Raw genomic sequence first — 24,192 nt, 5'->3', positions numbered from 1 at the left:
ATTAGTATGTGTAATGCTACTGAAAATTTTGTATCCATGTTTTGCTCCTTTGACTGTCTTTTTCTAAATCATCCAAATATAATCTTTCAACTTGTTCCTGTATCTGATACAAGTGTAAATTTAACATCAAATTTAGCTTATGTCAACTACTTTTTTAATTTTTTTTGAAAACTATTTATAAAAGTGACTTTACACCTCAACTATAGAGATAAGCCACTTCATACTTATCGTACATATTTTCTAATTTCTTATTTCATTACAATTTTTAGTTTGTTTTTCTTGGAAAATATTTCTTCATGTATTCTACACTCGAAATATTAATGACTACCCACCTTTTCAGTTGCTTAAATATTGAAAATAGTATAATATGTGTAGGTATGTAGATTACTAGAATACTCTAGTTAATATGTAAAATAAAATATTTGTGAGGTATATAATGGAAAATTGGGTTGAAATTACAATTCATACTACTAATGAAGCTAGTGAGATAGTTGAGTCTATTCTTCTTGACTATGATTCTACTGGAGTTGCTATCGAGGATCCCACTACTCTTGAGGAGAACTTACACGATGATTTCGGTACTATCGTTGAACTTAGCCCTGCTGATTATCCTGAAGTCGGAGTGATTGTTAAAGGTTATATCAACGAACTTAATTTTGATGAAGAAACTTTCAAACGTTTTGAAGCTGAACTTCTTGCTTTAGGTGAAAATATCAACATTGGAGATTTCTTCAAAATTGAAACTACTATTATTCAAGATAGCGATTGGGAAAATTCTTGGAAAGATTATTTCGATATTCTTAATATCGGTGAAAAATTCGTTATTGTACCTACATGGCGCGAATATGAAAATACTGAAGATAAATATATTATAAATATTGATCCTGGTATGGCTTTTGGTACTGGAGGCCATGAAACTACTTCTCTATGTATTAAAAATCTTGAAAAATATGTACAAAGAAATGATAATGTTATCGATGTTGGTTGTGGAAGTGGTATTTTAAGTATCGCGGCTAGTTATTTAACTGACGGTAATATTAAAGCTGTTGACTTAGATAAGCTTGCTGTTGATGTTTCTTATGAAAACTTCGCATTAAATAATCTTGAGAAAAGAATCGAGGTTGAGCAAGCTAGCCTTCTTACAAAAGAAACTAAAAAATACAACATTATCGTAGCGAACATTCTCGCTCACATCATTGAACTTATGCTTGATGATGCCTATAACTTATTAGAAGATGATGGTTACTACATCACTTCTGGTATTATCGAAGAGAAAAAAGATGAACTTCTTGAAAAAATGTTAGAACGCGGCTTTAAACTTGTTGAAGAAACTTCTGATAACGGATGGTATTCTTTCGTAGTAACTAAATAATATTTTAAAAAAACTCTTGGCTTTATATAAAATAAATATATAATCAAGAGTTTTCTTATTACACTTTAAAATGCATTAAATTTGTTTTATAATAGTAATGAAAACATTTTATGAGGAGTGATTTTATGAGCACTAATAATTCAAAGCAAAATAATATTGATAGTAATTCTAATCCAAACACTAACCAAAATTATAGTAATTATTATCAAAATGATTACAACGGACAAAATAGCTATAATAACCAACAGCAGAATTATAATAATCAAGGTTATCAAGAAGGTTTTAATCAATATTACCAAAATTATAATAACTCTAATCAGCAATATCAAAATAACCAACAGTATGATTATTCAAATCAAAATTATCAAAATAATAACCAGTATAATCATGCTAATCAACAGTACAATTATCAGCAGTATCAAAATTACTCAGGTTCAACAAATAATCAACAATACCAAAACTACACTAACGTAAATGGTCAACAAGGCTATAATCAACAATATCAAAACTATGCTGGTTACCAGAATGTTAATACTCAATACAATGAACAAATTTTAAATAATAATTCCTTAAATCCTAATAAGAAAAAGAAAAGTAAATTTGTTCCTGTAGTCGCTAGTGTACTCGGGGTTATTCTGCTAAGTGGCGGTGGTTTGTATTACTATTCTAAATCTACTAACAAACCTCTATCTAGTATTTTTTCATTCGGTAAAAAATCTGAAGATGAGATTTATACTCCGGTACTCGAGAAGTACAAAAAAGCTATAGATTCTGGTGAAACTAAAGATGATTCTGATATTAATAACTTCGCAATACAAGACTATAATTCTACAGGAAAAAATAAAAATTACATTAAATATATTTACTATGATATTGATGGTAATGGAAAAAAAGAATTAATTATTTCTGAAAGTGATAAGTTGAATAGTCCTTTCGTTATTTATTCTTATGACAACAGTTATAATGTCAATGTAATTTATCAAGCTGAATCTGGAAAAGAAATTTCTAAAACTACATTTTATAATGATAAATCAATATGGATTAAGAATAATGAGAATAATCAAGATAGGTATATCTCATTTAAATTAAATGATAATTCGAAAAAATTTGAGAAAGTTCACGATATGAACTTTGCTAGTTACACTAAGATAAATGATAAATTCAAAGATTCAATTTCTAATGAGGAGTTCAGCTCTAAAGAAGAATTCTTTAAAAAATACCCTATTCCTTCTGAGAAAATAGATTTTTCAAAAGAAGAATACAAGGTTTTATATAACTATGATAATCCTAACGCTCCAGTTGAAAATCAAGGTGAGAATAAAGAAAAAACTAAAAAAACAGAGGATAAACCAGAGTATTCTAATGCTCAACTTGCTTTAATCGGTAGAGCTTTATATAATAACTCTACTGATCCTGCTGTAGGTGAATTAAATTATAATACTCAATTTACTATGGGACGAGATGAAAAATCATTAATGACTAGCTTTGGTACTGGCGGAAGCGTAGTACAAGTTATTAGAAAAGATACTGGTATTGATATTAAAATTCTTGATTATGACAAACCAGCCAATCAACGCGACTTTAAACTTGTTAAAAGTGTTACCTACAAAGAAATTCAAGAAAAATTTAAAAAAGAAGATATGGATAGAATTAATAAAATTATAGAAGATTTCAAAAATACTAAATACTATAAAGAAAATCCTCATAGAATTACTGATTAAAACTTTATTTTAAACAAAGAAAAGCTATCAAAACCGCTTTGGCTCTGATAGCTTTTTCTTATGATAATGATGATATATTTTGAATTTTTTAAAGCATTTTTTCTAATTTGTTTCGTTCAATAAGTGTGAAAACTGATACTGGTCTTCCAGATGTATAGTACTCAGCATCTTCACTTAGAATATTTATACTAACCAGATGATTTAAATATTTTCTAATTGTAATTCTAGAAATATCTAGCTCATCTGCTATTTGTTGTGTTGTAAATCCTTCGTTGTGTTGTTGGATAGCTTCTAGTACTTTTTTCAATGTTATTCTAGAAAGTCCTTTAGGCAAGCTGTCTTCATCTTCTTCTACTCTTCCAGAATTTAAGTACTCATCTATTAAATCTTGATTAATTTTCTCTTTTGATAATAAAGTTACATAATCGTGAACTTTGTCGATTGCTTGAGAAAATCTTTCATATGTAAATGGTTTAACCAAATAATCAACAACTCCATTAGATAGTGCAGCTTCTACTGTTTGAATATCATTAGCTGCAGTAATCATAATAATTGGGAATCCTTTTAATTCAGGTAAAAAGTCTATCCCTTGACCATCTGTTAAATAATTATCTAATACAATTAAATCTATTTCATTATTCTCTAAAAATTTCTTTGCATCTTCTAATGATGTAACATGGGAAATCCCAAAGTTATGTTCTTTTCTTTTAAAATATTCTTTGTGTATCATCGCTACCATTGGATCGTCTTCTATTATTAGTACTTTCAATTAATGTACCTCCTCAATTGGTATTTCAATTATAAATTTCGTTTTACCTACTTCACTTTCAACGTCTATAAGTCCATTATACTTTTTAACAATTGTATCAACAGCATTTAGACCGTATCCTCTATTCTCTCCTTTTGTTGAATATCCTCTCTCAAAAATATTCTCCATTATATCTTCACTTATACCTTCTCCGTTGTCATAAACACTGCAAAGTAAAATATTTTCTTCAGTATTTAAGTATAAATAAACAACTACTTTCCCGCCTTCTTTTTTAGCGATAGACTCCATAGAATTGTCTATTAAAACTCCAAGAATAATTAAAATTTCATTATAAAGTTCATCTAGGTCATCTTTATTCAAAATCATCGAATCTGGATCTATTAATAATGCTATATTTTTTTGTTTTGCTTCTCTAACTTTAGCCAATAGAAATCCTGCTATTGCTGGTACTTTAATATTCTCCGAAATATATCCTATTTTTTCATGATAATCGTCTTTTAAATATGTAATAAATTTCTCTACTTCATCATATGACTTCATTTCGATTAATCCATGCAGTACATGCAGTTTATTCATAAAATGATGGCTTTGTTCTCTTAAACTGTCATTATATTTTTCAGTTCCACTAAGTTCTGTGATTAATTTTTTCATCTCACTTTGATCTCGAAGCGTCACTACTGCACCATATAATTTGTCATCTTGATATATTGGATTTCTATTTATTAATGCTTCTATATGATTTAATAAAATTAATTCATCACGGCTACTCTTATTTTTTTCTAAGATACTCTTGAAGAATAGTTCGTACATATCCTCGGGAATTTGCTCACCTTTTTTGATTTTTGGAAGACCTGCTTTATCCAAAATCTGGTTTGCACTATTGTTCTTAACGATAATTTTTTTGTTAATATCAATTCCAATAATTCCTTCAGAAACATGATCTGAAATTAAATTCTTCTCGATATAATTATAAGCAATCTCTTCTGGTTCATAATTCAATAATATTTTTTTTAGTTTTCTATTATACATTATTGCAAGACCTATTGCAAAGATGATTCCTATTAATAAGGCTAATAATATTTTTTCTTGCGAGTGTAGAATCTGTTTTTTTACAGTTTCTTTCGTATAGCCCACGCAAACTACCCCTATATTATTTCCTTCTTCATCTTTTATAGCCGTAAAAAATCTTAGACCTTCTCCTAGATACCCACTTTGCCTACTATAGTGATCTCCTATGGTGAACGTTGAGCTTACATCTTCTAAATTAGAAAATTTTTCACCTATTAATTCATTTTTGGGATGAGTATATCTTGTAAATGTCGCATCCATAATAACGACAAAATCAGTTCCTGTATCTTCCATTACCCTATTTGCAAATTCTTGAATTTCAGGTGTAATCTGTTTTCTTTTTAAATCTGCGATTATACCTTTATCGGTTGAGATTAATTTTGCTGTAGAATATATTTTTTGACGAATTATTTCATCTTCTCTTTTTTTTATGTATTCTCTTACAAAAAAAGAAGTAACTAATAGAGAAACAACTACTAAACTAGTCATTATTATCATTAATCTAGTTAATGTACGCTGTCTTTTTTTCAACATTTTATCACTCCTCAACTTTTAAAAACTTCCTCTCAATATTGTTCATTATAAAGGAAAATCAGTTGTATTTCAAGCGTGAACCATAATAAATCACTTTTGTATTTATAATTAAATTTAATTTTAATTTGAAAAATAATATACATATATTTTTGGAAAATGTAAATTTACATTTTTCATAACTCAATATTATCATTTTTATTTAAAATATACTTAATATTAATAATAATACATATAAAAAAGTTCTAATAATATTATTTTTTTATCATCATAAAAATATTTTAATTAATTTATCCTATTTCACTTGAATAATTATGTATACTATGCTAGTATTTTAGTAATGCACTTTTGCAGTTATTAGTATTATTTATATTTTAGGAGGTTCTCTATGGAGAAGGATGCAAAAAAAATATTTTGGTATACTCTAGCATTCATGGCGTTTTCTACGGTTTGGGCCTTTGGGAACGTTGTTAATGGATACTCTGAATTTGGTGGGTTAAAATCTATAGTTTCTTGGATTTTAATTTTTGTAATTTACTTTATTCCGTATTCATTAATCGTTGGTGAACTAGGTTCTACTTTTAAAGATGCAGGTGGTGGTGTTAGTTCTTGGATAAGTTCAACGCACGGAAAGTTACTTGCTTATTATACTGGGTGGACAATGTGGGTTGTACATATGCCTTACATTTCTCAAAAACCATCTCGTATTATCGCTGCATTTAGCTGGGCGGTATTTCGTGATAATCGTATTAGTAAAATGAATATCACATATTTACAAATTGCTTCACTTGTTATTTTCTTAGTAGCTTTATTCTTAGCTGCTCGTGGGGTTGATTTAATTAAAAAGATGGCTATGTTAGCCGGTTCTTCAATGTTTATTATGTCATTATTATTTGTGGTTATGGCTATCTCTGCGCCATCTATTACTGGAGCAAAAACATTTAAAATTGATTGGTCATTAGATACTTTCATGCCAACATTTGATGTGAAATACATTACCTCAATTGCTATATTAGTCTTTGCGGTTGGTGGGTGTGAGAAGATTTCTCCTTATGTTAATAAAATGAAAAATCCATCAAGAGATTTCCCTCGTGGAATGATTGCTTTAGTTATTATGGTTTGTACAACTGCAATTCTTGGAACTTTTGCACTTGCTTTAATGTTTGATACAAATAATATTCCTAAAGACTTACTTACTAATGGAACTTACTACGCATTCCAAACTTTAGGTAATTACTACGGGGTTGGTAACTTATTCTTAGTAATCTACGCCATAGTTGATTTAATTGGACAAATTTCTGTTGTAATTATTTCTATCGATGCTCCACTTCGTATGTTACTAAGTAATGCGGATGAAAAATATATTCCTAATAAATTATTAGCTAAGAATGAAAATGACGTATACATTAATGGTTTAAAACTTGTTGGTGTTATCGTTTCTATCTTAATAATCATTCCAATGTTTGGAATTAAAGAAGTTAATGATTTATTCAGATGGTTAGTTAAACTTAACGCTGTATGTATGCCATTGCGTTACCTATGGGTATTTGCTGCATATATTTTCTTGAAAAAATCTGCAGAAAAATTCCAATCAGAATATAAATTTGTTAAAAATAAATATATTGGTATGGGACTAGGAGCTTGGTGTTTCTTCTTAACAGCATTTGCTTGTATTGGTGGTATGTATACACCTGAAAGTACATTCCAAACTATTATGAATATCGTAACTCCGATTATCCTACTTTCTTTAGGATTAATCATGCCTTACTTAGCTAAAAAAAATAATAAATAATTATTTATATGAGTCTGAGATTTATTTCTCAGACTTATTTTTAATATTGTTATGGGAGTGACTCAAAGATCGTAATTTTAGATAAATCAATTTTATCGACCCATCTCTGCAAAATTTATTATATATCAAATCAAATTTTATAAAACGAATTTAAGGGAGCAACTCAAAAATCATGATTTCGTAGAAATCGATTTTAACGAGTCGCTCCCGCACAGTTTATTATTCTAATCCTTCTACATAGCTATATGCACTTTGTGCTGCTATTGCACCATCAGAAGCTGCTGTTATAACCTGACGAATTTCTTTTTCTCGTACATCTCCTGCAGCAAAAATTCCTGGTACTGCTGTTTCTAATCTTTCGTTAGTAGGAATGTATCCTGCTTCATTAGTAATTCCTAAATCTCTGAAATCTTGTGTTTGTGGTAACATACCTACATAGATAAATACACCATCTGCTGAAATAGAACTTTCTTCTCCAGTTTTTACATTTCTAATTTCGATAGATGAAACTTTTCTCTCACCTTTGATTTCATAAGCTACACTATCCCATACGAACTCGATATTTTCTTTAGCAAATGCTCTATCTTGAAGAATTTTTTGTGCACGAAGTTCATCACGTCTGTGAACAATCGTAACTTTCGCTGCTAAATTAGATAGATATAACGCTTCTTCTACCGCTGAATCTCCTCCACCGATAACTACTACTTCTTTATTTCTAAAGAATGCACCATCACATACTGCACAATAACTTACACCTTTTCCTGAGAATTGCTCTTCTCCTGGGACATCTAAATTTCTGTGTTCTGAACCTGTTGCGATAATTATTGATTTAGCAACATATTCTTTTTCTCCTGCTACTACATACTTAAGATTGTCTCTTACACCTACTTTTGTAATATTTCCAAAAGCAAATTCTGTCCCGAATTTCTTAGAGTGTTCGAACATTTTCTCTGATAGTTCAGGACCTGTTACCATTTCATATCCTATGTAGTTTTCAATCTCTTCTGTTGATAACATTTGTCCACCTGGATATTTTCTTTCTAACATCAACACTGACATGTTAGCACGTGATGCATAGATTGAAGCTGTCATACCTGCTGGACCTGCTCCAACGATAATTAAGTCATAGATTTTTTCTGACATATTTTCCACCTTCTTTTTTATGATTCTCTATACAAAATCTTTTTGTTTTTATATTTTGTATTAAGCACTATTAAGTATATCAAACTTCCTATTACAAATACTAGTGAAAGAACTTGAGAAACTCTCAAACTTCCAATATATAGCGAATCTGTTCTCATTCCTTCAACTATAAATCTTTCTACTCCATATAGGATTAGATATGTTGCAAATACCTCACTTTGAGCCAGTTTATTTCTAATTAAAAGTAGTATTACTAGTGCAATAAAACACCATAAACTTTCGTATAAAAATGTTGGTTGACGATACGCTCCATCAATATACATATTTTCTATAATAAAATTTGGTATGAATCTATTTTCTAAATATTGTTTAGTAACTATTTCACCATAAGCTTCGTGGTTAAAGAAATTGCCCCAACGTCCAAACATTTGACCTACCAATAAGCTAGGTGCTATTATATCTAAAAGTTTTATGATTTTAATCTCTTTTCTTCTTGCAAAGAAATACAAGACTATAAATCCACCTATTAATCCACCATATATAGCTATTCCACCATCCCAGATGGCTATCATTTTTCCAAAATCTCCTGCATAGTGCTCCCATCTAAATATTACATAATATGCACGCGCAAAGATGAAGGCTATCGGTAATGCAAGTAAAAGCAAATCTAGCATTGTATCTTGTTTTAATCCACGTTTTGTCGCTTCATTATCAGCTAGTAAATAAGCAAATAGTACTGTTGTAGCAATAATAATTCCATACCAATAAACTGGTTTAGTGAATAAGTAAAAAGCTACTGGGTCTAAAAAACCTAATGTCATTTATTATTTCACCTCATTATTCATATTATTTCGTTTAATTTCTTCAGCTAATCTTGTTGTAAACTCTCTGGCTGTATTAACTCCCATTTGATTTAATCTATAGTTCATTGCGGCAGATTCTATAATAATAGCTACGTTACGACCTGGTCTTACAGGAATTGTTTTTTTCTCGATTTTAGAATTTAAAACTTCTCTATATTCATCTCCTAACCCGATTCGATCATATTGTTTTTGATCATTCCATGTTTCCAAATGAACATTTAATTGAAGTCGTTTATCGTTACGTACGGCACCAGTACCAAATAAAGTCATTACATTAATAATACCTAAACCACGAATTTCCAATAAATGCTTAATTAAGGTAGATTCACAACTTCCTATTAAAAATCCTTTTTCTATTTCTATAATATCTACCCTGTCATCAGCAACTAAACGGTGACCTCGCTTAATAAGTTCAAGGGCAATCTCACTTTTCCCTATACCACTTTCTCCAGTAATTAACACACCTATACCATACACCTCAATAAATACACCGTGAACCGATGTCGTAGGAGCAAAAGCTTTTCTAAGATAATTTGAAATATTCCCCATAAGTTTGGTTGTATCTTTACTACATCTTAAAACTGGTGTATCATATCTATCTGCTGCTTCTTGTAATTCTTCAGGAATCTCAAGATCACGTGAAATAATAATACAAGGGGTAATTCTTGTACATAACATGCGCATTCTTGATTTTTTTTCGATATCTGGAATCAGCTTGAAAAATGACAATTCACTAGTTCCTAAAATTTGAATTCTTTGTGGTGAATAATGAGAAAAATAACCTGCAAGTTGCAGAGCCGGACGTGAAAGTTCATCTGTTGTAATTTCTCTATCCAAACCCTTTTCTCCGCTGATTACTTCTAAATTTAATTTTTCTACAAGGTCTCTCGTTGTAATTTTTGCCATAATTATTTTTCCTTTTATTTCATTTTAAATGTTTTTATTATTATTGTTCTTTCATCCGTTTTAAATATAAAATTGAAAAGCTTAATAGTTATCACTAATCCAATCGCTGTCCAAAATGACACTATCTCAAAATGTGGTGACAATATATAGGAAACCGAATATACTAATAATACCCTTACTAGTAATGAAAATAGTCCCAAACTAAATATTGTTATTATTACTGTTAATAGTAATAATGGTCGAATTAATGTAAACAAAATTGTAATAAGCAAAGCACCTAAAAAACCGTATAAGGGATGATCAATTTTTAATTTACCATGTGTTAACCCTGCAAATGCTATTACTACTAAAGTGTTTATTATAACCTTTTTCAAAAAGGGCCAATATATTGTTTTAAATGTAGACATATTTTTCCTTTCCTTCTTAAATTTGTTATATAAATTAGAAGGGAGTGACTCAAAAATCGTGATTTCGTAGAAATCGATTTTGTCGAGTCACCCCCGCACAGTTTATTAGATATCTAAAAAGCTTTTATAAAACGAATTTAGATATCAATAAACCGCTGCGTCTATGAGTTTTCTTGTAAACTTTTTTAAAATCTAGGACTTTTGGTTAATCACTTTCTTAAACTATATTTTTTAGTAATTATTTTGAAAACTCTTCTGTAATTTGAGGAACTACTTGTTTTTTACGAGATACAACACCTTCAAGTGTCATAAAGTCATTTTCAAGAGTTTTTCCAAAAGCTGCAGCAACTTTATCTTGTTTTTCACCTAATACTAACACTTCTGAATCTGAAGTTAAGATATTAGTAATTACAAATACATAAGCTGCTAATCCTTTTGATGATAATTCTGCATTAATTGCCGCTTCTAATTCTTCTTTTCTAACTGCCACTTCGTTAGCATCAACTGTGTTGATTTGAGCTACAACTAATTTATCTTCTCCTAAGACAAATTCTTTAGCGTCTAATGAAATTAGTGTTTCTGCTGTTTTATCTGTTGTTGAAGCTCCCGCTTTTAACATAGCAAGTCCGTATTCTTCTAGGTTGATACCTGCGATAGCTGCTAATTCTTCAGCTGCAATTTTATCACGTAAAGTACATGTTGGTGATTTGAATAATAGTGAATCTGAGATAATTGCAGACACCATTAATCCAGCCATTTGCTTATCGATATGAACACTTTGTTCTTCATAGATTTTTTTCAAGATTGTAGCTGTACATCCAAGTGGCTCTGCACGATAGTATAAAGGTCCTGCAGTTTCAAAGTTAGCAATACGGTGGTGGTCAATTACTTCGCGAATAACTGCTTTTTCTATTCCATTAGCTGATTGTTGGAATTCATTGTGATCCACAAGAATTACGTTTTGACCTTCTTCTACACCATCGATTAAACGTGGTAAACGTACATTGAAATATTCAAGTGCGTATTTAGTTTCATCGTTAATTTCACCAAGTCTTACTGCTTGTGTATCCATTCCTTGTAATCTTTTTAAGTTGTTATAAACGATACTTGAACAAATTGTATCAGTATCTGGATTTTTGTGTCCAAAAATTAAAATATTTGTCATTTTCTAGCTCCTTATTTTTTAATTATACTTACTTATATTTTACCTTTTTTTAGTAATTATTTCAAATTTATTTTAAGAATTATAAGCTTTTTTTCGCTAAACTTAAATCTACATGGCAATAACCCGTAGGATTTTTTTCTAAATATTTTTGGTGATATTCTTCTGCATCAATATAGTTATTTACCGCTTCAACTTCTACAGCAATTTTTTTAGTATAATTTTTTTGTAGTTCTTCGATAAATTTAATTACTTCTTCTCTTGTTTCTTCATCAACATAATAGATTCCTGTTCTATATTGACGACCTCTATCTCCACCTTGTTTGTTTATACTTACTGGATCAATAATTCTAAAATAATGACGAAGTACATCATTTAATGATAGTACTGCGTTATTATATTTTAAGTAAATTACTTCAGCATGATCTGTTGATTTTATATTTTGATATGTTGTTTCTGCAGTTTTACCATTACTATACCCAACTTTTGTAGTTAAAACGCCATCAAGTTGTGCATAGTAACCTTCTACACCCCAGAAGCATCCTCCTGCTAAATAAATTTCTTTTTCCATTCATGAACCTCTCTATCTATCCATCTTTTTGAATTTCTTATCTATAATTATACTATAAAATACCTTATTTTTATATAATTATGCATTTTCGAATTTCTTGCTTTATACTAATTTATATAAGCTAAGATAAAAACGAGTACACTTTTAAAATGAACTCGTTTAATGTATTATTGTTATATTCTACTCCGTCGTATGAGTTTCCTCAAATACCCTATGTTCAACTCTATAATTATGAAATATCGCATTAATTTCAGCACCGATAATTAATATATATCCAGTTATATATAACCAAATTATAAACGCCATTAAGGCTCCAATTGTTCCATAAGTCTTTATATAACTTGAAAAATGATCGATATAGTATCCAAACATTCTACTAATCAGGGTCCAAGAGATTGTCGAAAAAATAGCTCCTGGGAAAACACTAATAGCTTTTAATTTTAGATTTGGTCCCATTATATACAGAAATAGAAATACTATGAATGTAAATAATATAGGAAAACTATAATTTAAGAATGACCATAAGTTATAAAATCCTTCGTCTAAATTAAATTTATGGAATAATAAATATGTAAGTTGCTTACCAAATACAACTAGCGCTAATACAACAAACATTCCTACTAAGAATAAAACTGTAAATACGATACTAATTAATTTTGTTATTATCCATATTCTTCCATCACGAACTCTAAAGGCGTTGTTAAAGGCGATAATTATTCCATAAATACCATTTGATGCTGACCACAATGTAAAAACAATCCCCACTGTGATAATCGTATTATTATTTTTATTATTTAACACTTCAGTAATCATGTTAAATAAGTAATCTCCTAAGTCTCCTGGTGCAAAGCTTTGTATTTTTTCTAGTAAAAATTGTTGGTCAATTTTAAAATACGGAGTTAAAGCTAGTGCAACAATTAACATCGGAAATAATGATAAAATAAAATAATAACTTAGATTCGCAGAAAGCAGTGATATTTCATCATACATAACTCGATAAAACATCTCTTTAGTGAATTTCTTGATAGTTAACTTTCCTCTGGGGTTTTCTTCATAGAAAGAATAATTTTTTTCTGGAATAAACATAATTTTATAAAATAAACTTAGCTACAGTTTTAGCAGCTTTGTAATACATAGGTAGTGAAGATAAAGATAAAATATTTAATTTACCTACAGAATATTTTGATTTTTCTACCACAACATACCCTTTTTCTTCTAGATATTTTTTTGATTGTTCAACTTTTCTACGTTCTTCTGAACTTAATTGAGCTTTTTTTGGTAGTACAGTTACTGCAGCAATTGCACCTGCTCCAATAAGTCCTAATAATAATCTTTTACTCATTAATATCTCCTTTAAAATTTATTTTAAATTTTTGACAATATAATAATATTTTAAACCATTTAGTTAAACAAAGCAACAATTTATATACATTTCTATATTTCAAGTTGTATTACCTAGAATTTTTCTAAATCAGATCTTATCAGTTACAATAGATCAATTATCATAAATACAACCTAATTTCGTTATTGAAATTAGGTTGTATAACTTAATTATTTAGATTTATTGTTTTCTTGGAGTTGCTGTGTAATTTTCGTATCATAATAATCATTTAAACTTCTCATTGTGTACATTTTATTTATATATATACCCACAATACTAAACATAACTGCGATTACTAATATAGTAACAAGTAAAGAGACGACTATAGCATTTCCTTTTTTATGATTTTTCTTAATACTCATAGTTCTATTCCCCTTCTTTTTTTGGATTATTATCTTTTGTTATTTTTTCTTTATCTTGTTTTTCTTTCTTCTCTTTTTCTTCTTTTTCTTTCTTCTCTTTTTCTTCTTTTGCTTTTTCTTTATCGGTTTTTTCATTTTTCACTTTTAAATACATTTCTCTCTTATTATCATTCTTATCTATAATAATAACATGTATTGTATCATTTTCTTGTGATAAAGAATAATCTTTAATATCTCTCAACAACATTATATATCCTGCAAAATAAGAAGAATTGGAGTCTTTAAATTTATCAATATAAACTCTATCTCCTCTAAAATTAACTTTGACATCCTCAAGTTCATCTTTACTTTTTAGTAAGATATAGTTGTGTTCTTGTTTTACTTTAGCACTATTATTGTAGATCTCTAAGATTTTTTTATGAGCCAATCCATATTCATAATTTGTATAATCTAAAAATCTTTTTGATGTAGTAATTGTTGTTTGTAAAATTAGCATAAGTAGTAACGTTAGTATTACTAAAAGAAATAAAGAAACTGTTAATTCCAGCAATGTAAATCCTTGTTTATTTTTAGCTGTAAGTAACTTTTTCACCTGTATGAACATCTTCTATCTTTGCATTATTTCCGTCTACTCTTATGTAATAATTACCTCTATTTACTGTAAAACTATGATCTTTATAATGGCTACAAACTTCTTCATATAAAATTTCTTTCATCTCAAGCTCTTTTTCAGCCGTAGATAAATTGGCATATTGTCTAACCATATTAGGAACTAAAAATACGAATATTAGAGAGCATATAAACAATGCTCCAATCAATTCTATGAATGTGAAAGCTTTTTTATTAGACTTCATCAAGTGTAATATATCCAGTATCCAAATGTATTATTACTCTATATCTGCTATTATCAAATTGAACATCTAGAGTATATGCTTTAGATACTAAATTGCCTTTCCTATATTCAAACTTTACAGAAGACGCTCCTAATTTTGGTTTTCCATTTTTATTAAGTTTTTTCCAGTGTTGTTGACCTTCATAAAATGCTAAATACTTACTGTTATTTTCGAAGAAATAAATAAAGTTCCTACTATTATTCAAACTATCTGTTTGAACTTTATAAATATCAGAAATCATTTCATTGATAGCCAATCTTTCTTGATATTTATCATAACTATTGATAGAAATTCTTGATAAAATTATAACTATAATACTCACAATCATTAGCACAGCAACTGATTCTACCAAACTAAAGCCCTGATTATTTTTGTAACGTTGCTTTACCATTGGCGATTACTATTTTCTTACCATTTGGTGCTGTACTAGCTTTGTCCGCTGGGCCATCTAAATAATGTTTTTCTACAAGTTTTTCAAATGTAACATCTTTATCTTTTTCATTAATTTCATAAGCTGTTACTTGAGATTGCACCGTTTTTTCATAAGCTTCTGAACTTTTATCTTTCGCAGTATCTATATTCTTAGTAATATTAGGGATTATAAGAATTAGTAGTATTGCTATTATAAAGAGTACAATCAGCATCTCTATCAATGTGAACGCTTTCTTGTTTTTCATTTTTTGTCTTAAATTTTTCATATGTTTCTCCTTATCTTAACGAGCTAGCCATGTTAAATATTGGAAGTAGGATAACCATATACAATCCTACTATCACAACGGCTAGGATACCAAATAAAATAGGTTGTAGTTTTCTTAAATTTCTGTCTAATGATGTTAGGAAAGAATCTAACATCAATTCACTAAATAATTTTAATTCCTTATCTATTAAACCATTATTTTTACCATGTTTCACAAACTTTCTCATAGACTTGTCGAAGTATTTAATCTCAGTGATTGCATCTTCAAAACTGATGCCCTTATCTAACTCTTTAAGTATTTCTTTTGAAAATAAAGTTAAATAATAATCATAATTTTCCTCAACCATAACTTCTAAAGCTGTTTTCATGGAAAAACCACTCATAAGAAATAAACTTAATTCCATTGAGAATCTATAAGAAAAATATAATTTTGAATAACTCCTTACTTTAGGAATATACATAATTGATTTTAAGAATAGATGTGGTTTATATTTAATTGTGTAAAAAATATAAGTTATACCTAAAATGGCACATAAAAATATAATAGAAATAATTTTTGGAATGTAATATAGTGACTTGATTAATATAGTTGTTTGGAGATCCATCTTAATGTTAGATGAAGTATAGATGTTCTCAAATTGTGGAATTACTAGCGCATTAAACACCATGATAAGGCTTATTAAAGTGAGTGTTAAAAATAGTGGATATCTTAAAGTTTTTATTACCTTTTCTTGTTGTATTTTTTGTATTGATAGATATGTTTCTACCTCTAGTAACATATCTTCTATTCTTCCGTAATCTTCTGCAAACTTTATTTTGCCAACAATTAATTTTGAATATCCAAGATATCCTAATATATCGGATAATTTGCTTCCATTAGAGAGTTTTTCTTTAATTTTTTCAATTTCATCATTAGGAACTTCATATTGAATTAATAAGAATTCTAATGAATCCTCTAACATATACCCATGATTGATTAATTCATATAAACGTTTTATAAAAAATATCTTATTCTCTTTGTCTAGAATTTTTTTAATATCCCCATTTTTCTTTTTCATCAGTAGTGATTAACCCCTTCTCACATGCTAATTCAAATTTTCTTTCTAAAGAATCAGATATTATTTTTTTGTTATCTATATATTCATGAATATCATCTTTTTTCAATATTTCAGTTACTAGTCCTCTTTTGCCATTTGTTAAATTTACCAATCTTTGCGAAATAATACAAATTATAGTTTGTTTTATATCTTCTAATGACAAATTCAAATCTTTTAATCGATTTATTACCCCTATAGAATTTTCTGCATGAATTGTACTTAAAACTAAATGTCCTGAAAATGATGAAGTAATTACTTGACCTGCTGTTTTGAAATCACGAATTTCTCCAATTACCATAGCATCTGGATCACATCGTAAAATAGATTTCAGCGCATTATCATAATTAATTCCCGCTTTCTCATTTACTTGCATTTGAATTAAACCTGGTATATTTTTTTCAACAGGATCTTCTACTGTTATAACCTGTTTGTTGATACTAGCTAATTGCCTTGCTAGTTTATACATTGATGTTGATTTCCCACTACCTGTTGGCCCAGAAAATAATACTAATCCATAGGCTTTTTTGGAAAGATTATTTATATAATTACTATCTTCCTCAAATATACTGTATTCAACATCCTCCAATTCATTTATAAAAATTCTAACCACACAGCCTTCGCTTAATTCACTTAAAGGCAATGTAGAAACACGTAAGAAATAATCTTTATTATTATAATTATATACAAATCTACCACTTTGTGGTTCTTTATTTCTTGAAATATCAATATTGGCATTAAATTTCAATAAAGATATTATCGCATCTAGCTCCCTATTAGAAAATTTTTCATATTTACTCAGATTACCTGCAATTCTGAGTTTAATAAAGGAAAATCCCGATTTATCTGGATATATATGGATGTCACTGGCTCTTTTTTCTATAGAATCATTAATAATTTGATTCATTAAAATTTTTATATCAATAGCTACCACCCCATTTCCTAAAGAAAAGGAAAATATAGGCTATGTATCACTACCTAGCCTATATTTAAAAACTATTAATTTAATTTACTACATTATAACTCTATAGCCTAAGTGTTTGATTATGTTATAGATTAATATTTCTAGAAAAAGAATATCCCCTAAATCTTCTTAAAACTTCTTCTACTAATTTACAATCTTCACTATCCAATGATTTAATCATATCAATTACTTCAAAGTGAGTATCTGCCAACTCTTCAGTTTCCCCTTTTTCCGTTTTGTATCCCACAAGCTCATCAATTGAAACGTTATAAAGTTTCGCAATAGAGACTAGTGTCGCTACATTAGGTTCGTTTCTACCGTATTCCCAGTTAGCATATACACCATGAGATGATAACTCTAGTTTATCTGCTACAGTTGACATAGAGTAATTGTTCATTTTTCGAAGTTTTTTTAAGTTTTGTGCCAGTAATGTTCCTTTATTCTTCAAAGTAATCCTCCTTTCTCATCTATAACCATTATACCTTGTTTTCTATAAAAAATCAAATTAAATTATAAATTTTTAAACCTTTTTTTCTTACTAATATAGAATATCATTTTCAAATTATGTGTAATTTTTACAGAAAATCTACCATAAACTTTGATATGTCAACCATGACACAAATAAAAACAACACTAAGATTAGCGTTGTTTTCATTCATTAAATAGGTTTTTCAACAGTTAATATTTTTATATTTTTCAATAAATTTATATAAACATAATTCGCTGCTATAAGACCAGCAGTTGATGGACAAAATGCGTTCGATGCTGGTGGAATTTTCGCTTTTCGTATATCTGAATCTTGTTTACCAATTTTTTCTAGGTATTCTTTGTTAGCAATTGTTGGACTTTCTGTAGAAAATACTACCGGAACTTTTCCTCTTATTTTCTCTTTTTTCAATTTAGTTCTTATTACTTTTGCTAACGGACATACTGTAGTTTTACTAATATCTGCAATTTGGAATTTTGTTGGATCTAGTTTATTTGCAGAACCCATTACGCTAATCACTGGTATATTATTTGCTAAACAATATTTTATTAAATGTATTTTAAAAGTTACCGTATCGCATGCATCTATTACAAAATCTAATGGTTTCTCATAAAATACAGGATATGTTTCTTCTGTATAAAAGTCTTGAATAGTTATAACTTCACATTCAGGATTAATATCTAAAATTCTTTTTTTCATTTCTTCTACTTTACTACATCCTACTGTTCTCGTTGTAGCATGAATCTGTCTATTTACATTCGTTATATCAATATTGTCTTTATCCATAAGCACTAACGAACCCACTCCAGAACGTGCTAATGACTCTGCAGCAAAAGAGCCTACTCCTCCTACTCCAAGAATCCCTACTCTTTTATTTTTTAAAATTTCTAAACCTTCAGTTCCTATTACTAATTCGTTTCTTGAAAATTGATGTAACATTTCTTTCTCCATTTTTATTCTATCTTAATTAATTAAAAAAGACTGGCTATATTTAAAATCCAGTCTAAAAAAACCAAAACGCCGTAGATTCTTACCTTGATTGGTCCTGATATAATCAGGTGGGTACGATAGCCTTATCTTCTAAAGTCTTCTCTAGGAAGCATTTTATACTAGTAAGTGATTTTCGTTCCCGTTCAAAAAGTGTTAGGCCCGAATGTATGGTAAGTCTTACAAGCGCTTTAGTTGTATATTTATATTTTACCACACTTAGATTATTAAAACAACCTCAAAATTTGTATAATCATATTTTTATTTTTGAGTTTTTCAATAAATACCATGTTATAAATAGTTTTCATAAACTAAATTATTTTTCAAATATTTTTTAATAATCGATTATTTTAAACTTAATTCTTTTTATTATGATTTAATTAATTTAATAGCTTTTTCAAAAATTTTCCAGTATAACTTTCATTGTTTTCTAGCAGCTCTTCTGGCGTACATTCTGCTAGAATTGTTCCTCCACCAATACCACCTTCAGGACCTAAATCAATCAGATGGTCACAACACTTAATTACATCTAAATTGTGTTCAATAACTACAACAGTATTTCCTCCATCAACTAATTTATCTATTATTTTAATTAATCGACTTATATCATCAATATGTAATCCAGTTGTAGGCTCATCTAGAATATATAGCGTTTTTCCTGTTGATTTTTTATATAATTCACTTGCTAATTTAACCCTTTGTGCTTCTCCTCCAGATAACGTAGTTGCGCTTTGACCCAATCTTATATAATCAAGTCCAACATGAACAAGTGTTTCTAGTTTATTTTTAATCTTCGGAATGTTTTCAAAGAATTCATATGCTTCTTTAATAGTCATATCAAGTACATCACTGATGCTTTTTCCTTTATATTTTACTTCCAAAGTTTCTCTATTATATCGTTTTCCTTTACATACTTCGCAAGGAACGTAAACATCTGGTAAAAAGTGCATTTCTATTTTTAATATTCCATCTCCACTACATGCTTCACATCGACCACCTTTAACATTAAAGCTAAAGCGACCTTTCTTATAACCACGTAATTTTGATTCATTGGTGCTAGCGTATAAATCCCTTATATCATCAAAAACACCCGTGTATGTAGCTGGATTACTTCGTGGTGTTCTTCCGATTGGGCTTTGATCAATATCTATTATTTTATCTATATTACCGTTGATTCCCTCTACAGATTTGACTACGGTAGTATCTATTTCTTCTTTATTAAGAACATTCTTCACAGAATTAAACAATATTTCATTAACTAGCGTTGATTTTCCACTTCCTGATACTCCTGTAACTCCAATGAATTTACCAAGCGGGAATTTCACACTAACGTCTTTCAAATTATTTTTTCTAGCTTTTTTAATGACTATATTTTCTCCATTACCTTCTCTTCTTTCAGTTGGTACTGGTATTTTTTTACGTCCTGATAAATATGCTCCAGTTATAGAATTTTCATTAGCCATAATTTCTTCTGGTGTTCCAACCGCTACTACTTGACCACCGTGTTCACCAGCTTTAGGCCCGATATCGATAATATAGTCACAAGCCAACATTGTATCTTCATCATGTTCTACAACTAATACAGTATTCCCTAAATCTCTCATAGAAAGCATAGTATTAATAAGTTTTTCATTATCTCTTTGGTGTAAACCTATTGAAGGTTCATCAAGAATGTAAGTAACTCCCATAAGCTTCGAACCAATTTGCGTTGCTAATCGTATACGCTGTGCTTCACCACCTGATAATGTTCCAGATGATCTATCTAATGTTAGATAATCTAAACCAACATCATTTAAAAACTGTAATCTTGATTTAATTTCTTTAAGCACTAATTTTGCTATTGCGTAATCTTTATTACTTAGTTTTATATTTTGGAAAAATTCATAACTATCTTTGATAGACATTTCACAGATTTCGGCAATATTTTTATCTGCAACATATACTGATAAGATTTCTGGTTTTAATCTTTGACCTTTACAGCTACGACATGAATCTTCCTTAATATACTTAGCCATTGCTTCTCTCGTAGCCCTTGTCATACCAGATTTATAACGTCTAAGAATATTATTTGCTACTCCTTCAAAATATACTATACGTGAACGCATAACTCCTTCATCATTAATATATTTATGAGTTATTTCTTCTTGATCATTTCCATATAAAATAATTTGTTGCTGTTCATTTTTTAAATCTTTAAATGGAATATCCATATCAATTCCGAAATGTTCACAGGCACATTTAATTAAACTTGGATAATATGTTGATGTCGCATTATTATAAACTAAAATTGCACCTTCATTTATCGATAAGTCTTTTTGAATAATTTTATTAACGTCTACTGTTTCATGCATTCCTAAACCATCACATTCTGGACATGCTCCTTGAGGATTGTTAAACGAGAAAATACGAGGCTCTAAATCACCTAGAGTGAAATCACAGTGTTTACAACTATACTTAGTTGAGAATAATTGTGTAGTTTCTTCTTTAACATCATCTATTTCTACTAAATCATTATTAGAAAGGTTCAATGACGTTTCTAATGAATCAGCTAAACGCGTTTCAATTCCTTCTTTAATAACTACCCTATCGATAATTACACTGATTGAATGTTTTTTATTTTTATCTAATTCTGGAATATCACCAACTTCAAACAATTCACCATCAATTTTGAATCGAATATATCCATCTTTTATTAGTTTATCTATTAATTTTTTATGAGTACCTTTTTTATCCTTGACTATAGGTGCTACTATTTGGATTCTACTACGTTCTGGCATTAACATAATAGCATCTACGATTTGACTTATTGAACTACTCTCAATTTTTTCATGATGATTTGGACAGTAGATTTCTCCAATTCTTGCATAAAGGAGACGTAAATAATCATAAATTTCTGTTACTGTTGCTACAGTCGACCTAGGGTTTTTTGATGTTGTTTTTTGATTTATTGATATAGCTGGTGATAATCCTTCTATAAGGTCAACATCTGGCTTTTCTAAATTACCAAGAAACTGCCTAGCATAAGCACTAAGACTTTCTACATAACGACGTTGTCCTTCTGCATATATAGTGTCAAAGGCTAGTGAACTTTTACCACTACCACTAAGTCCTGTAATAACAACAAACTGATCACGTGGAATTTCTAAGTCTATATTTTTAAGATTATTTTCCCTTGCTCCTTGTATTACAATTTTATTTTTCTTTTGCATATATTACCTCAATATTTCTATACAATCAAATTTTATTATTCATTGTAAAATCAATTTTGTGCCCTATTTTTTTTAGACTCATTTAATTTTACATTAACTTCCTTATTATAACATAAATGTAATTGAATATTAAAAAAGAAAGTTCTGAAAAACAATTTCAAAACTTTCAAAGTATAATAAATGATACTAAAATCGATGAAAAACGATTAGAAAATTTATACTGCACAAAATTCAGTATCCTATAATATATCAGAAATTAAATAATATCTTCTAAATTTTTTATAATATTTTTTAAATTATTTTCTACATGCTCTAAAGTACTTCCCATACTATTTAATAATTCATTCATATTCTCTTCAAAATCCTTAGGGAGAATTTTAGAATGTTCTTTAGCATACTATATCATTCTCTTTTCTCCTGGATGAGTAAGTTCATTTATCGCAAATATAATATCAAAATAAGATTCTATAAATGCTGCGATACGATGATTTACACTCACAAAATCTCCACGATCAAATGCCTTTATAATCTGTTTATCATAAGAAGGTAAATTCCCTGTTAATAAACGAAAATTTTTTGAAATAATATTTTCTTTTAACTCCTTAGGAAATGGAACTTCAAATCTTTCTTTTAAATTATGAAATTCTTTATGTGGATCATAAAGTACTTTACTATTTTTCAAATTATGCCAAAAGCATGTCGTGTATCCGTTACTCGCTTGATGTGTTTCAACAACATTTTCTATATTATTCTCAAAATCATTTATATTTCTATAAATAATATCTATGTCTATTTCATCAGATAAAGTACAATTATCTTCTACTTCCCAAAATTTATTTTCTAACATCTTTATTAGGTATATTTTTACAATAAATATATAGATCATAATCAGAACTTCTATCATAGTTATTACCACTTCTAGAACCACCTAATACTATTTCCATTATTTCTGATAATTTAGTAAATTCAAACCAAAGACTATTAAATACTTCCATTTCATTATCCTTCCTACGTCGATATAATTACTATTACATATTATTCTAACATACATCCTTATTTGTTTATATACATATTTTAAACTTTTACTAAATATTAAGAAAAAATGGAGTGACTCAAAAATCGTGATTTCTAAGAAATCAGTTTTGATTTACTGTTCTTGTATTAGTTATGTTTAATTGTTACTTCAATAAGCTGGTGTTTATTCCTATTTCTTACATAATTCGACTAAATGTTCAACAACATTTAATTTCCTCATTGTCATGGTTATTGAAAGCTGTTTTTCAAGATAATTAGTATTCAATCTTTTGGGACTTGCACCTCTTGGAAGATACATATATAAACATTCAGAACCAATAATAAACTTTTCATCTCCAAAGTCTTTATTTTCCAGTTTTTTTAGTTCATCTTCTCCCATACTATCGTTAGTGAATACTAAATGTATTCTTGAAAAATCATAATTTTCATTAAACGGATTTTCCTCAATAGCTATCTGTAATTGATTTTTTTCTTTTATAATGACACTTAAATCTGCTCCTATTTCTTTAGCTATTGTGTCATGAATTAACTTTGCTGTTTCCCCTTTTGACAACTCTGTTTCCAAAATAACATTACCACTTTGAATATAAGTCTTTACTTTTTTTAGTCCTACTTTTTCAAGTATCTCTACCAAAAATGACATTTTAGGTATTCTATTTTTTCCTGTCGGTGTTACTCCTCTCAATCCCTATGGTTAAGGGGAACATATCCACACTCGTAGTCGGAAACATATCCAACATTGGCTCTCGTTTGTGGGAAGATATCAACGGTTTTGTCT

26 protein-coding genes and 1 other RNA gene are annotated in these 24,192 nt (G+C 28.8%); 3 read left to right on the top strand and 24 right to left on the bottom strand.

Annotated elements, in window-relative coordinates; translation table 11 throughout:
* Nucleotides 1–436: 436 nt before the first annotated feature.
* Nucleotides 437–1,372: a 50S ribosomal protein L11 methyltransferase gene (gene prmA, locus RWS90_RS05175; RefSeq protein WP_314549279.1), complete on the top strand. Its 936-nt coding sequence runs from the start codon at nucleotides 437–439 to the stop codon at nucleotides 1,370–1,372.
* A gap of 125 nt (nucleotides 1,373–1,497) precedes the next feature.
* Nucleotides 1,498–3,093, top strand: a complete 1,596-nt coding sequence (locus RWS90_RS05170) for a hypothetical protein (RefSeq protein WP_314549277.1) — start codon at nucleotides 1,498–1,500, stop codon at nucleotides 3,091–3,093.
* Nucleotides 3,094–3,181: 88 nt separating this feature from the next.
* Here RWS90_RS05170 and RWS90_RS05165 read toward each other — a convergent pair whose 3' ends face one another.
* Nucleotides 3,182–3,862 (bottom strand): response regulator, encoded by a 681-nt coding sequence (locus RWS90_RS05165; protein WP_314549276.1) that lies wholly within the window; start codon nucleotides 3,860–3,862, stop codon nucleotides 3,182–3,184.
* The gene (locus tag RWS90_RS05160; protein WP_314549274.1) at nucleotides 3,863–5,464 is read right to left on the bottom strand and encodes an ATP-binding protein; all 1,602 of its coding nucleotides are present in this window, start codon (nucleotides 5,462–5,464) and stop codon (nucleotides 3,863–3,865) included.
* 385 nt (nucleotides 5,465–5,849) lie between these two features.
* On the opposite strand from RWS90_RS05160, the gene RWS90_RS05155 reads away from it, so the two are divergent.
* Nucleotides 5,850–7,253, top strand: a complete 1,404-nt coding sequence (locus RWS90_RS05155) for an amino acid permease (RefSeq protein ID WP_314549272.1) — start codon at nucleotides 5,850–5,852, stop codon at nucleotides 7,251–7,253.
* A gap of 219 nt (nucleotides 7,254–7,472) precedes the next feature.
* On the opposite strand, the gene trxB is transcribed toward RWS90_RS05155, so the two are convergent.
* From trxB to RWS90_RS05045, 22 genes are all read right to left on the bottom strand, one after another.
* Nucleotides 7,473–8,396, bottom strand: a complete 924-nt coding sequence (gene trxB, locus RWS90_RS05150) for a thioredoxin-disulfide reductase (RefSeq protein ID WP_314549271.1) — start codon at nucleotides 8,394–8,396, stop codon at nucleotides 7,473–7,475.
* 17 nt (nucleotides 8,397–8,413) lie between these two features.
* Nucleotides 8,414–9,217 (bottom strand): prolipoprotein diacylglyceryl transferase, encoded by an 804-nt coding sequence (lgt, locus tag RWS90_RS05145; RefSeq protein WP_314549270.1) that lies wholly within the window; start codon nucleotides 9,215–9,217, stop codon nucleotides 8,414–8,416.
* A 3-nt stretch (nucleotides 9,218–9,220) separates the two neighbouring features.
* Nucleotides 9,221–10,165 carry an HPr(Ser) kinase/phosphatase gene (gene hprK / locus RWS90_RS05140; RefSeq protein WP_314549269.1) on the bottom strand — a complete coding sequence of 315 codons (945 nt, stop codon included), beginning with the start codon at nucleotides 10,163–10,165 and terminating at the stop codon, nucleotides 9,221–9,223.
* A 14-nt stretch (nucleotides 10,166–10,179) separates the two neighbouring features.
* Complete coding sequence (locus RWS90_RS05135) at nucleotides 10,180–10,572, bottom strand: phage holin family protein (protein WP_314549267.1); 393 nt, start codon at nucleotides 10,570–10,572, stop codon at nucleotides 10,180–10,182.
* Between the two features lie 238 nt (nucleotides 10,573–10,810).
* Nucleotides 10,811–11,737 (bottom strand): manganese-dependent inorganic pyrophosphatase, encoded by a 927-nt coding sequence (locus RWS90_RS05130; RefSeq protein WP_314549266.1) that lies wholly within the window; start codon nucleotides 11,735–11,737, stop codon nucleotides 10,811–10,813.
* Between the two features lie 79 nt (nucleotides 11,738–11,816).
* Complete coding sequence (gene msrA, locus RWS90_RS05125) at nucleotides 11,817–12,305, bottom strand: peptide-methionine (S)-S-oxide reductase MsrA (protein ID WP_314549264.1); 489 nt, start codon at nucleotides 12,303–12,305, stop codon at nucleotides 11,817–11,819.
* A gap of 180 nt (nucleotides 12,306–12,485) precedes the next feature.
* Nucleotides 12,486–13,391 carry a YihY/virulence factor BrkB family protein gene (locus tag RWS90_RS05120; RefSeq protein WP_314549262.1) on the bottom strand — a complete coding sequence of 302 codons (906 nt, stop codon included), beginning with the start codon at nucleotides 13,389–13,391 and terminating at the stop codon, nucleotides 12,486–12,488.
* A gap of 4 nt (nucleotides 13,392–13,395) precedes the next feature.
* The gene (locus RWS90_RS05115) at nucleotides 13,396–13,647 is read right to left on the bottom strand and encodes a hypothetical protein (protein ID WP_314549260.1); all 252 of its coding nucleotides are present in this window, start codon (nucleotides 13,645–13,647) and stop codon (nucleotides 13,396–13,398) included.
* 209 nt (nucleotides 13,648–13,856) lie between these two features.
* Complete coding sequence (locus RWS90_RS05110; protein WP_314549256.1) at nucleotides 13,857–14,048, bottom strand: hypothetical protein; 192 nt, start codon at nucleotides 14,046–14,048, stop codon at nucleotides 13,857–13,859.
* A 4-nt stretch (nucleotides 14,049–14,052) separates the two neighbouring features.
* On the bottom strand, nucleotides 14,053–14,640 hold the full coding sequence (locus RWS90_RS05105) for a prepilin-type N-terminal cleavage/methylation domain-containing protein (protein ID WP_314549254.1): 588 nt from the start codon (nucleotides 14,638–14,640) through the stop codon (nucleotides 14,053–14,055).
* Nucleotides 14,618–14,902, bottom strand: a complete 285-nt coding sequence (locus RWS90_RS05100) for a type II secretion system protein (protein WP_314549252.1) — start codon at nucleotides 14,900–14,902, stop codon at nucleotides 14,618–14,620. Before RWS90_RS05100 ends, RWS90_RS05105 begins: the two co-directional genes overlap by 23 nt.
* The gene (locus RWS90_RS05095) at nucleotides 14,892–15,332 is read right to left on the bottom strand and encodes a prepilin-type N-terminal cleavage/methylation domain-containing protein (RefSeq protein ID WP_314549249.1); all 441 of its coding nucleotides are present in this window, start codon (nucleotides 15,330–15,332) and stop codon (nucleotides 14,892–14,894) included. The genes RWS90_RS05100 and RWS90_RS05095 overlap by 11 nt, the downstream gene beginning before the upstream one ends.
* Nucleotides 15,307–15,639: a competence type IV pilus major pilin ComGC gene (gene comGC / locus RWS90_RS05090; protein ID WP_314549246.1), complete on the bottom strand. Its 333-nt coding sequence runs from the start codon at nucleotides 15,637–15,639 to the stop codon at nucleotides 15,307–15,309. Before comGC ends, RWS90_RS05095 begins: the two co-directional genes overlap by 26 nt.
* 10 nt (nucleotides 15,640–15,649) lie before the next feature.
* On the bottom strand, nucleotides 15,650–16,696 hold the full coding sequence (gene comGB, locus RWS90_RS05085) for a competence type IV pilus assembly protein ComGB (protein WP_314549242.1): 1,047 nt from the start codon (nucleotides 16,694–16,696) through the stop codon (nucleotides 15,650–15,652).
* Nucleotides 16,671–17,666 (bottom strand): competence type IV pilus ATPase ComGA, encoded by a 996-nt coding sequence (gene comGA, locus RWS90_RS05080; RefSeq protein WP_314549239.1) that lies wholly within the window; start codon nucleotides 17,664–17,666, stop codon nucleotides 16,671–16,673. Before comGA ends, comGB begins: the two co-directional genes overlap by 26 nt.
* Nucleotides 17,667–17,781: 115 nt before the next feature.
* Complete coding sequence (locus RWS90_RS05075; RefSeq protein WP_314549236.1) at nucleotides 17,782–18,144, bottom strand: helix-turn-helix transcriptional regulator; 363 nt, start codon at nucleotides 18,142–18,144, stop codon at nucleotides 17,782–17,784.
* A 210-nt stretch (nucleotides 18,145–18,354) separates the two neighbouring features.
* Complete coding sequence (locus tag RWS90_RS05070; protein WP_314549232.1) at nucleotides 18,355–19,122, bottom strand: tRNA threonylcarbamoyladenosine dehydratase; 768 nt, start codon at nucleotides 19,120–19,122, stop codon at nucleotides 18,355–18,357.
* Nucleotides 19,123–19,188: 66 nt separating this feature from the next.
* A non-coding RNA gene (gene ssrS, locus RWS90_RS05065) (6S RNA) lies at nucleotides 19,189–19,371 on the bottom strand.
* A gap of 179 nt (nucleotides 19,372–19,550) precedes the next feature.
* Nucleotides 19,551–22,379 carry an excinuclease ABC subunit UvrA gene (uvrA, locus tag RWS90_RS05060; RefSeq protein WP_314549230.1) on the bottom strand — a complete coding sequence of 943 codons (2,829 nt, stop codon included), beginning with the start codon at nucleotides 22,377–22,379 and terminating at the stop codon, nucleotides 19,551–19,553.
* Between the two features lie 397 nt (nucleotides 22,380–22,776).
* On the bottom strand, nucleotides 22,777–23,226 hold the full coding sequence (locus RWS90_RS05055; RefSeq protein ID WP_314549227.1) for a DUF4037 domain-containing protein: 450 nt from the start codon (nucleotides 23,224–23,226) through the stop codon (nucleotides 22,777–22,779).
* Complete coding sequence (locus RWS90_RS05050) at nucleotides 23,213–23,374, bottom strand: hypothetical protein (RefSeq protein WP_314549224.1); 162 nt, start codon at nucleotides 23,372–23,374, stop codon at nucleotides 23,213–23,215. Before RWS90_RS05050 ends, RWS90_RS05055 begins: the two co-directional genes overlap by 14 nt.
* Before the next feature lie 209 nt (nucleotides 23,375–23,583).
* On the bottom strand, nucleotides 23,584–24,099 hold the full coding sequence (locus RWS90_RS05045) for a DUF1697 domain-containing protein (protein WP_314549221.1): 516 nt from the start codon (nucleotides 24,097–24,099) through the stop codon (nucleotides 23,584–23,586).
* Nucleotides 24,100–24,192 lie beyond the last annotated feature (93 nt).

It is taken from the genome of uncultured Gemella sp. (assembly GCF_963529685.1).
Taxonomy (GTDB): domain Bacteria; phylum Bacillota; class Bacilli; order Staphylococcales; family Gemellaceae; genus Gemella.
This window is presented reverse-complemented; position numbering and strand designations above follow the sequence as displayed.

Bases quoted from the DNA above. Each gene is read 5' to 3' on its own strand.
- RWS90_RS05070 (WP_314549232.1), bottom strand. From the start codon at position 19,122: ATGTTACATCAATTTTCAAGAAACGAATTAGTAATAGGAACTGAAGGT.
- RWS90_RS05130 (WP_314549266.1), bottom strand. From the start codon at position 11,737: ATGACAAATATTTTAATTTTTGGACACAAAAATCCAGATACTGATACA.
- hprK (WP_314549269.1), bottom strand. From the start codon at position 10,165: ATGGCAAAAATTACAACGAGAGACCTTGTAGAAAAATTAAATTTAGAA.
- uvrA (WP_314549230.1), bottom strand. From the start codon at position 22,379: ATGCAAAAGAAAAATAAAATTGTAATACAAGGAGCAAGGGAAAATAAT.
- prmA (WP_314549279.1), top strand. From the start codon at position 437: ATGGAAAATTGGGTTGAAATTACAATTCATACTACTAATGAAGCTAGT.
- RWS90_RS05135 (WP_314549267.1), bottom strand. From the start codon at position 10,572: ATGTCTACATTTAAAACAATATATTGGCCCTTTTTGAAAAAGGTTATA.
- RWS90_RS05155 (WP_314549272.1), top strand. From the start codon at position 5,850: ATGGAGAAGGATGCAAAAAAAATATTTTGGTATACTCTAGCATTCATG.
- RWS90_RS05120 (WP_314549262.1), bottom strand. From the start codon at position 13,391: ATGTTTATTCCAGAAAAAAATTATTCTTTCTATGAAGAAAACCCCAGA.
- lgt (WP_314549270.1), bottom strand. From the start codon at position 9,217: ATGACATTAGGTTTTTTAGACCCAGTAGCTTTTTACTTATTCACTAAA.
- RWS90_RS05115 (WP_314549260.1), bottom strand. From the start codon at position 13,647: ATGAGTAAAAGATTATTATTAGGACTTATTGGAGCAGGTGCAATTGCT.
- RWS90_RS05055 (WP_314549227.1), bottom strand. From the start codon at position 23,226: ATGTTAGAAAATAAATTTTGGGAAGTAGAAGATAATTGTACTTTATCT.
- comGB (WP_314549242.1), bottom strand. From the start codon at position 16,696: ATGAAAAAGAAAAATGGGGATATTAAAAAAATTCTAGACAAAGAGAAT.
- RWS90_RS05050 (WP_314549224.1), bottom strand. From the start codon at position 23,374: ATGGAAGTATTTAATAGTCTTTGGTTTGAATTTACTAAATTATCAGAA.
- RWS90_RS05100 (WP_314549252.1), bottom strand. From the start codon at position 14,902: ATGAAGTCTAATAAAAAAGCTTTCACATTCATAGAATTGATTGGAGCA.
- msrA (WP_314549264.1), bottom strand. From the start codon at position 12,305: ATGGAAAAAGAAATTTATTTAGCAGGAGGATGCTTCTGGGGTGTAGAA.
- RWS90_RS05110 (WP_314549256.1), bottom strand. From the start codon at position 14,048: ATGAGTATTAAGAAAAATCATAAAAAAGGAAATGCTATAGTCGTCTCT.
- comGC (WP_314549246.1), bottom strand. From the start codon at position 15,639: ATGAAAAATTTAAGACAAAAAATGAAAAACAAGAAAGCGTTCACATTG.
- RWS90_RS05170 (WP_314549277.1), top strand. From the start codon at position 1,498: ATGAGCACTAATAATTCAAAGCAAAATAATATTGATAGTAATTCTAAT.
- RWS90_RS05095 (WP_314549249.1), bottom strand. From the start codon at position 15,332: ATGGTAAAGCAACGTTACAAAAATAATCAGGGCTTTAGTTTGGTAGAA.
- RWS90_RS05160 (WP_314549274.1), bottom strand. From the start codon at position 5,464: ATGTTGAAAAAAAGACAGCGTACATTAACTAGATTAATGATAATAATG.
- trxB (WP_314549271.1), bottom strand. From the start codon at position 8,396: ATGTCAGAAAAAATCTATGACTTAATTATCGTTGGAGCAGGTCCAGCA.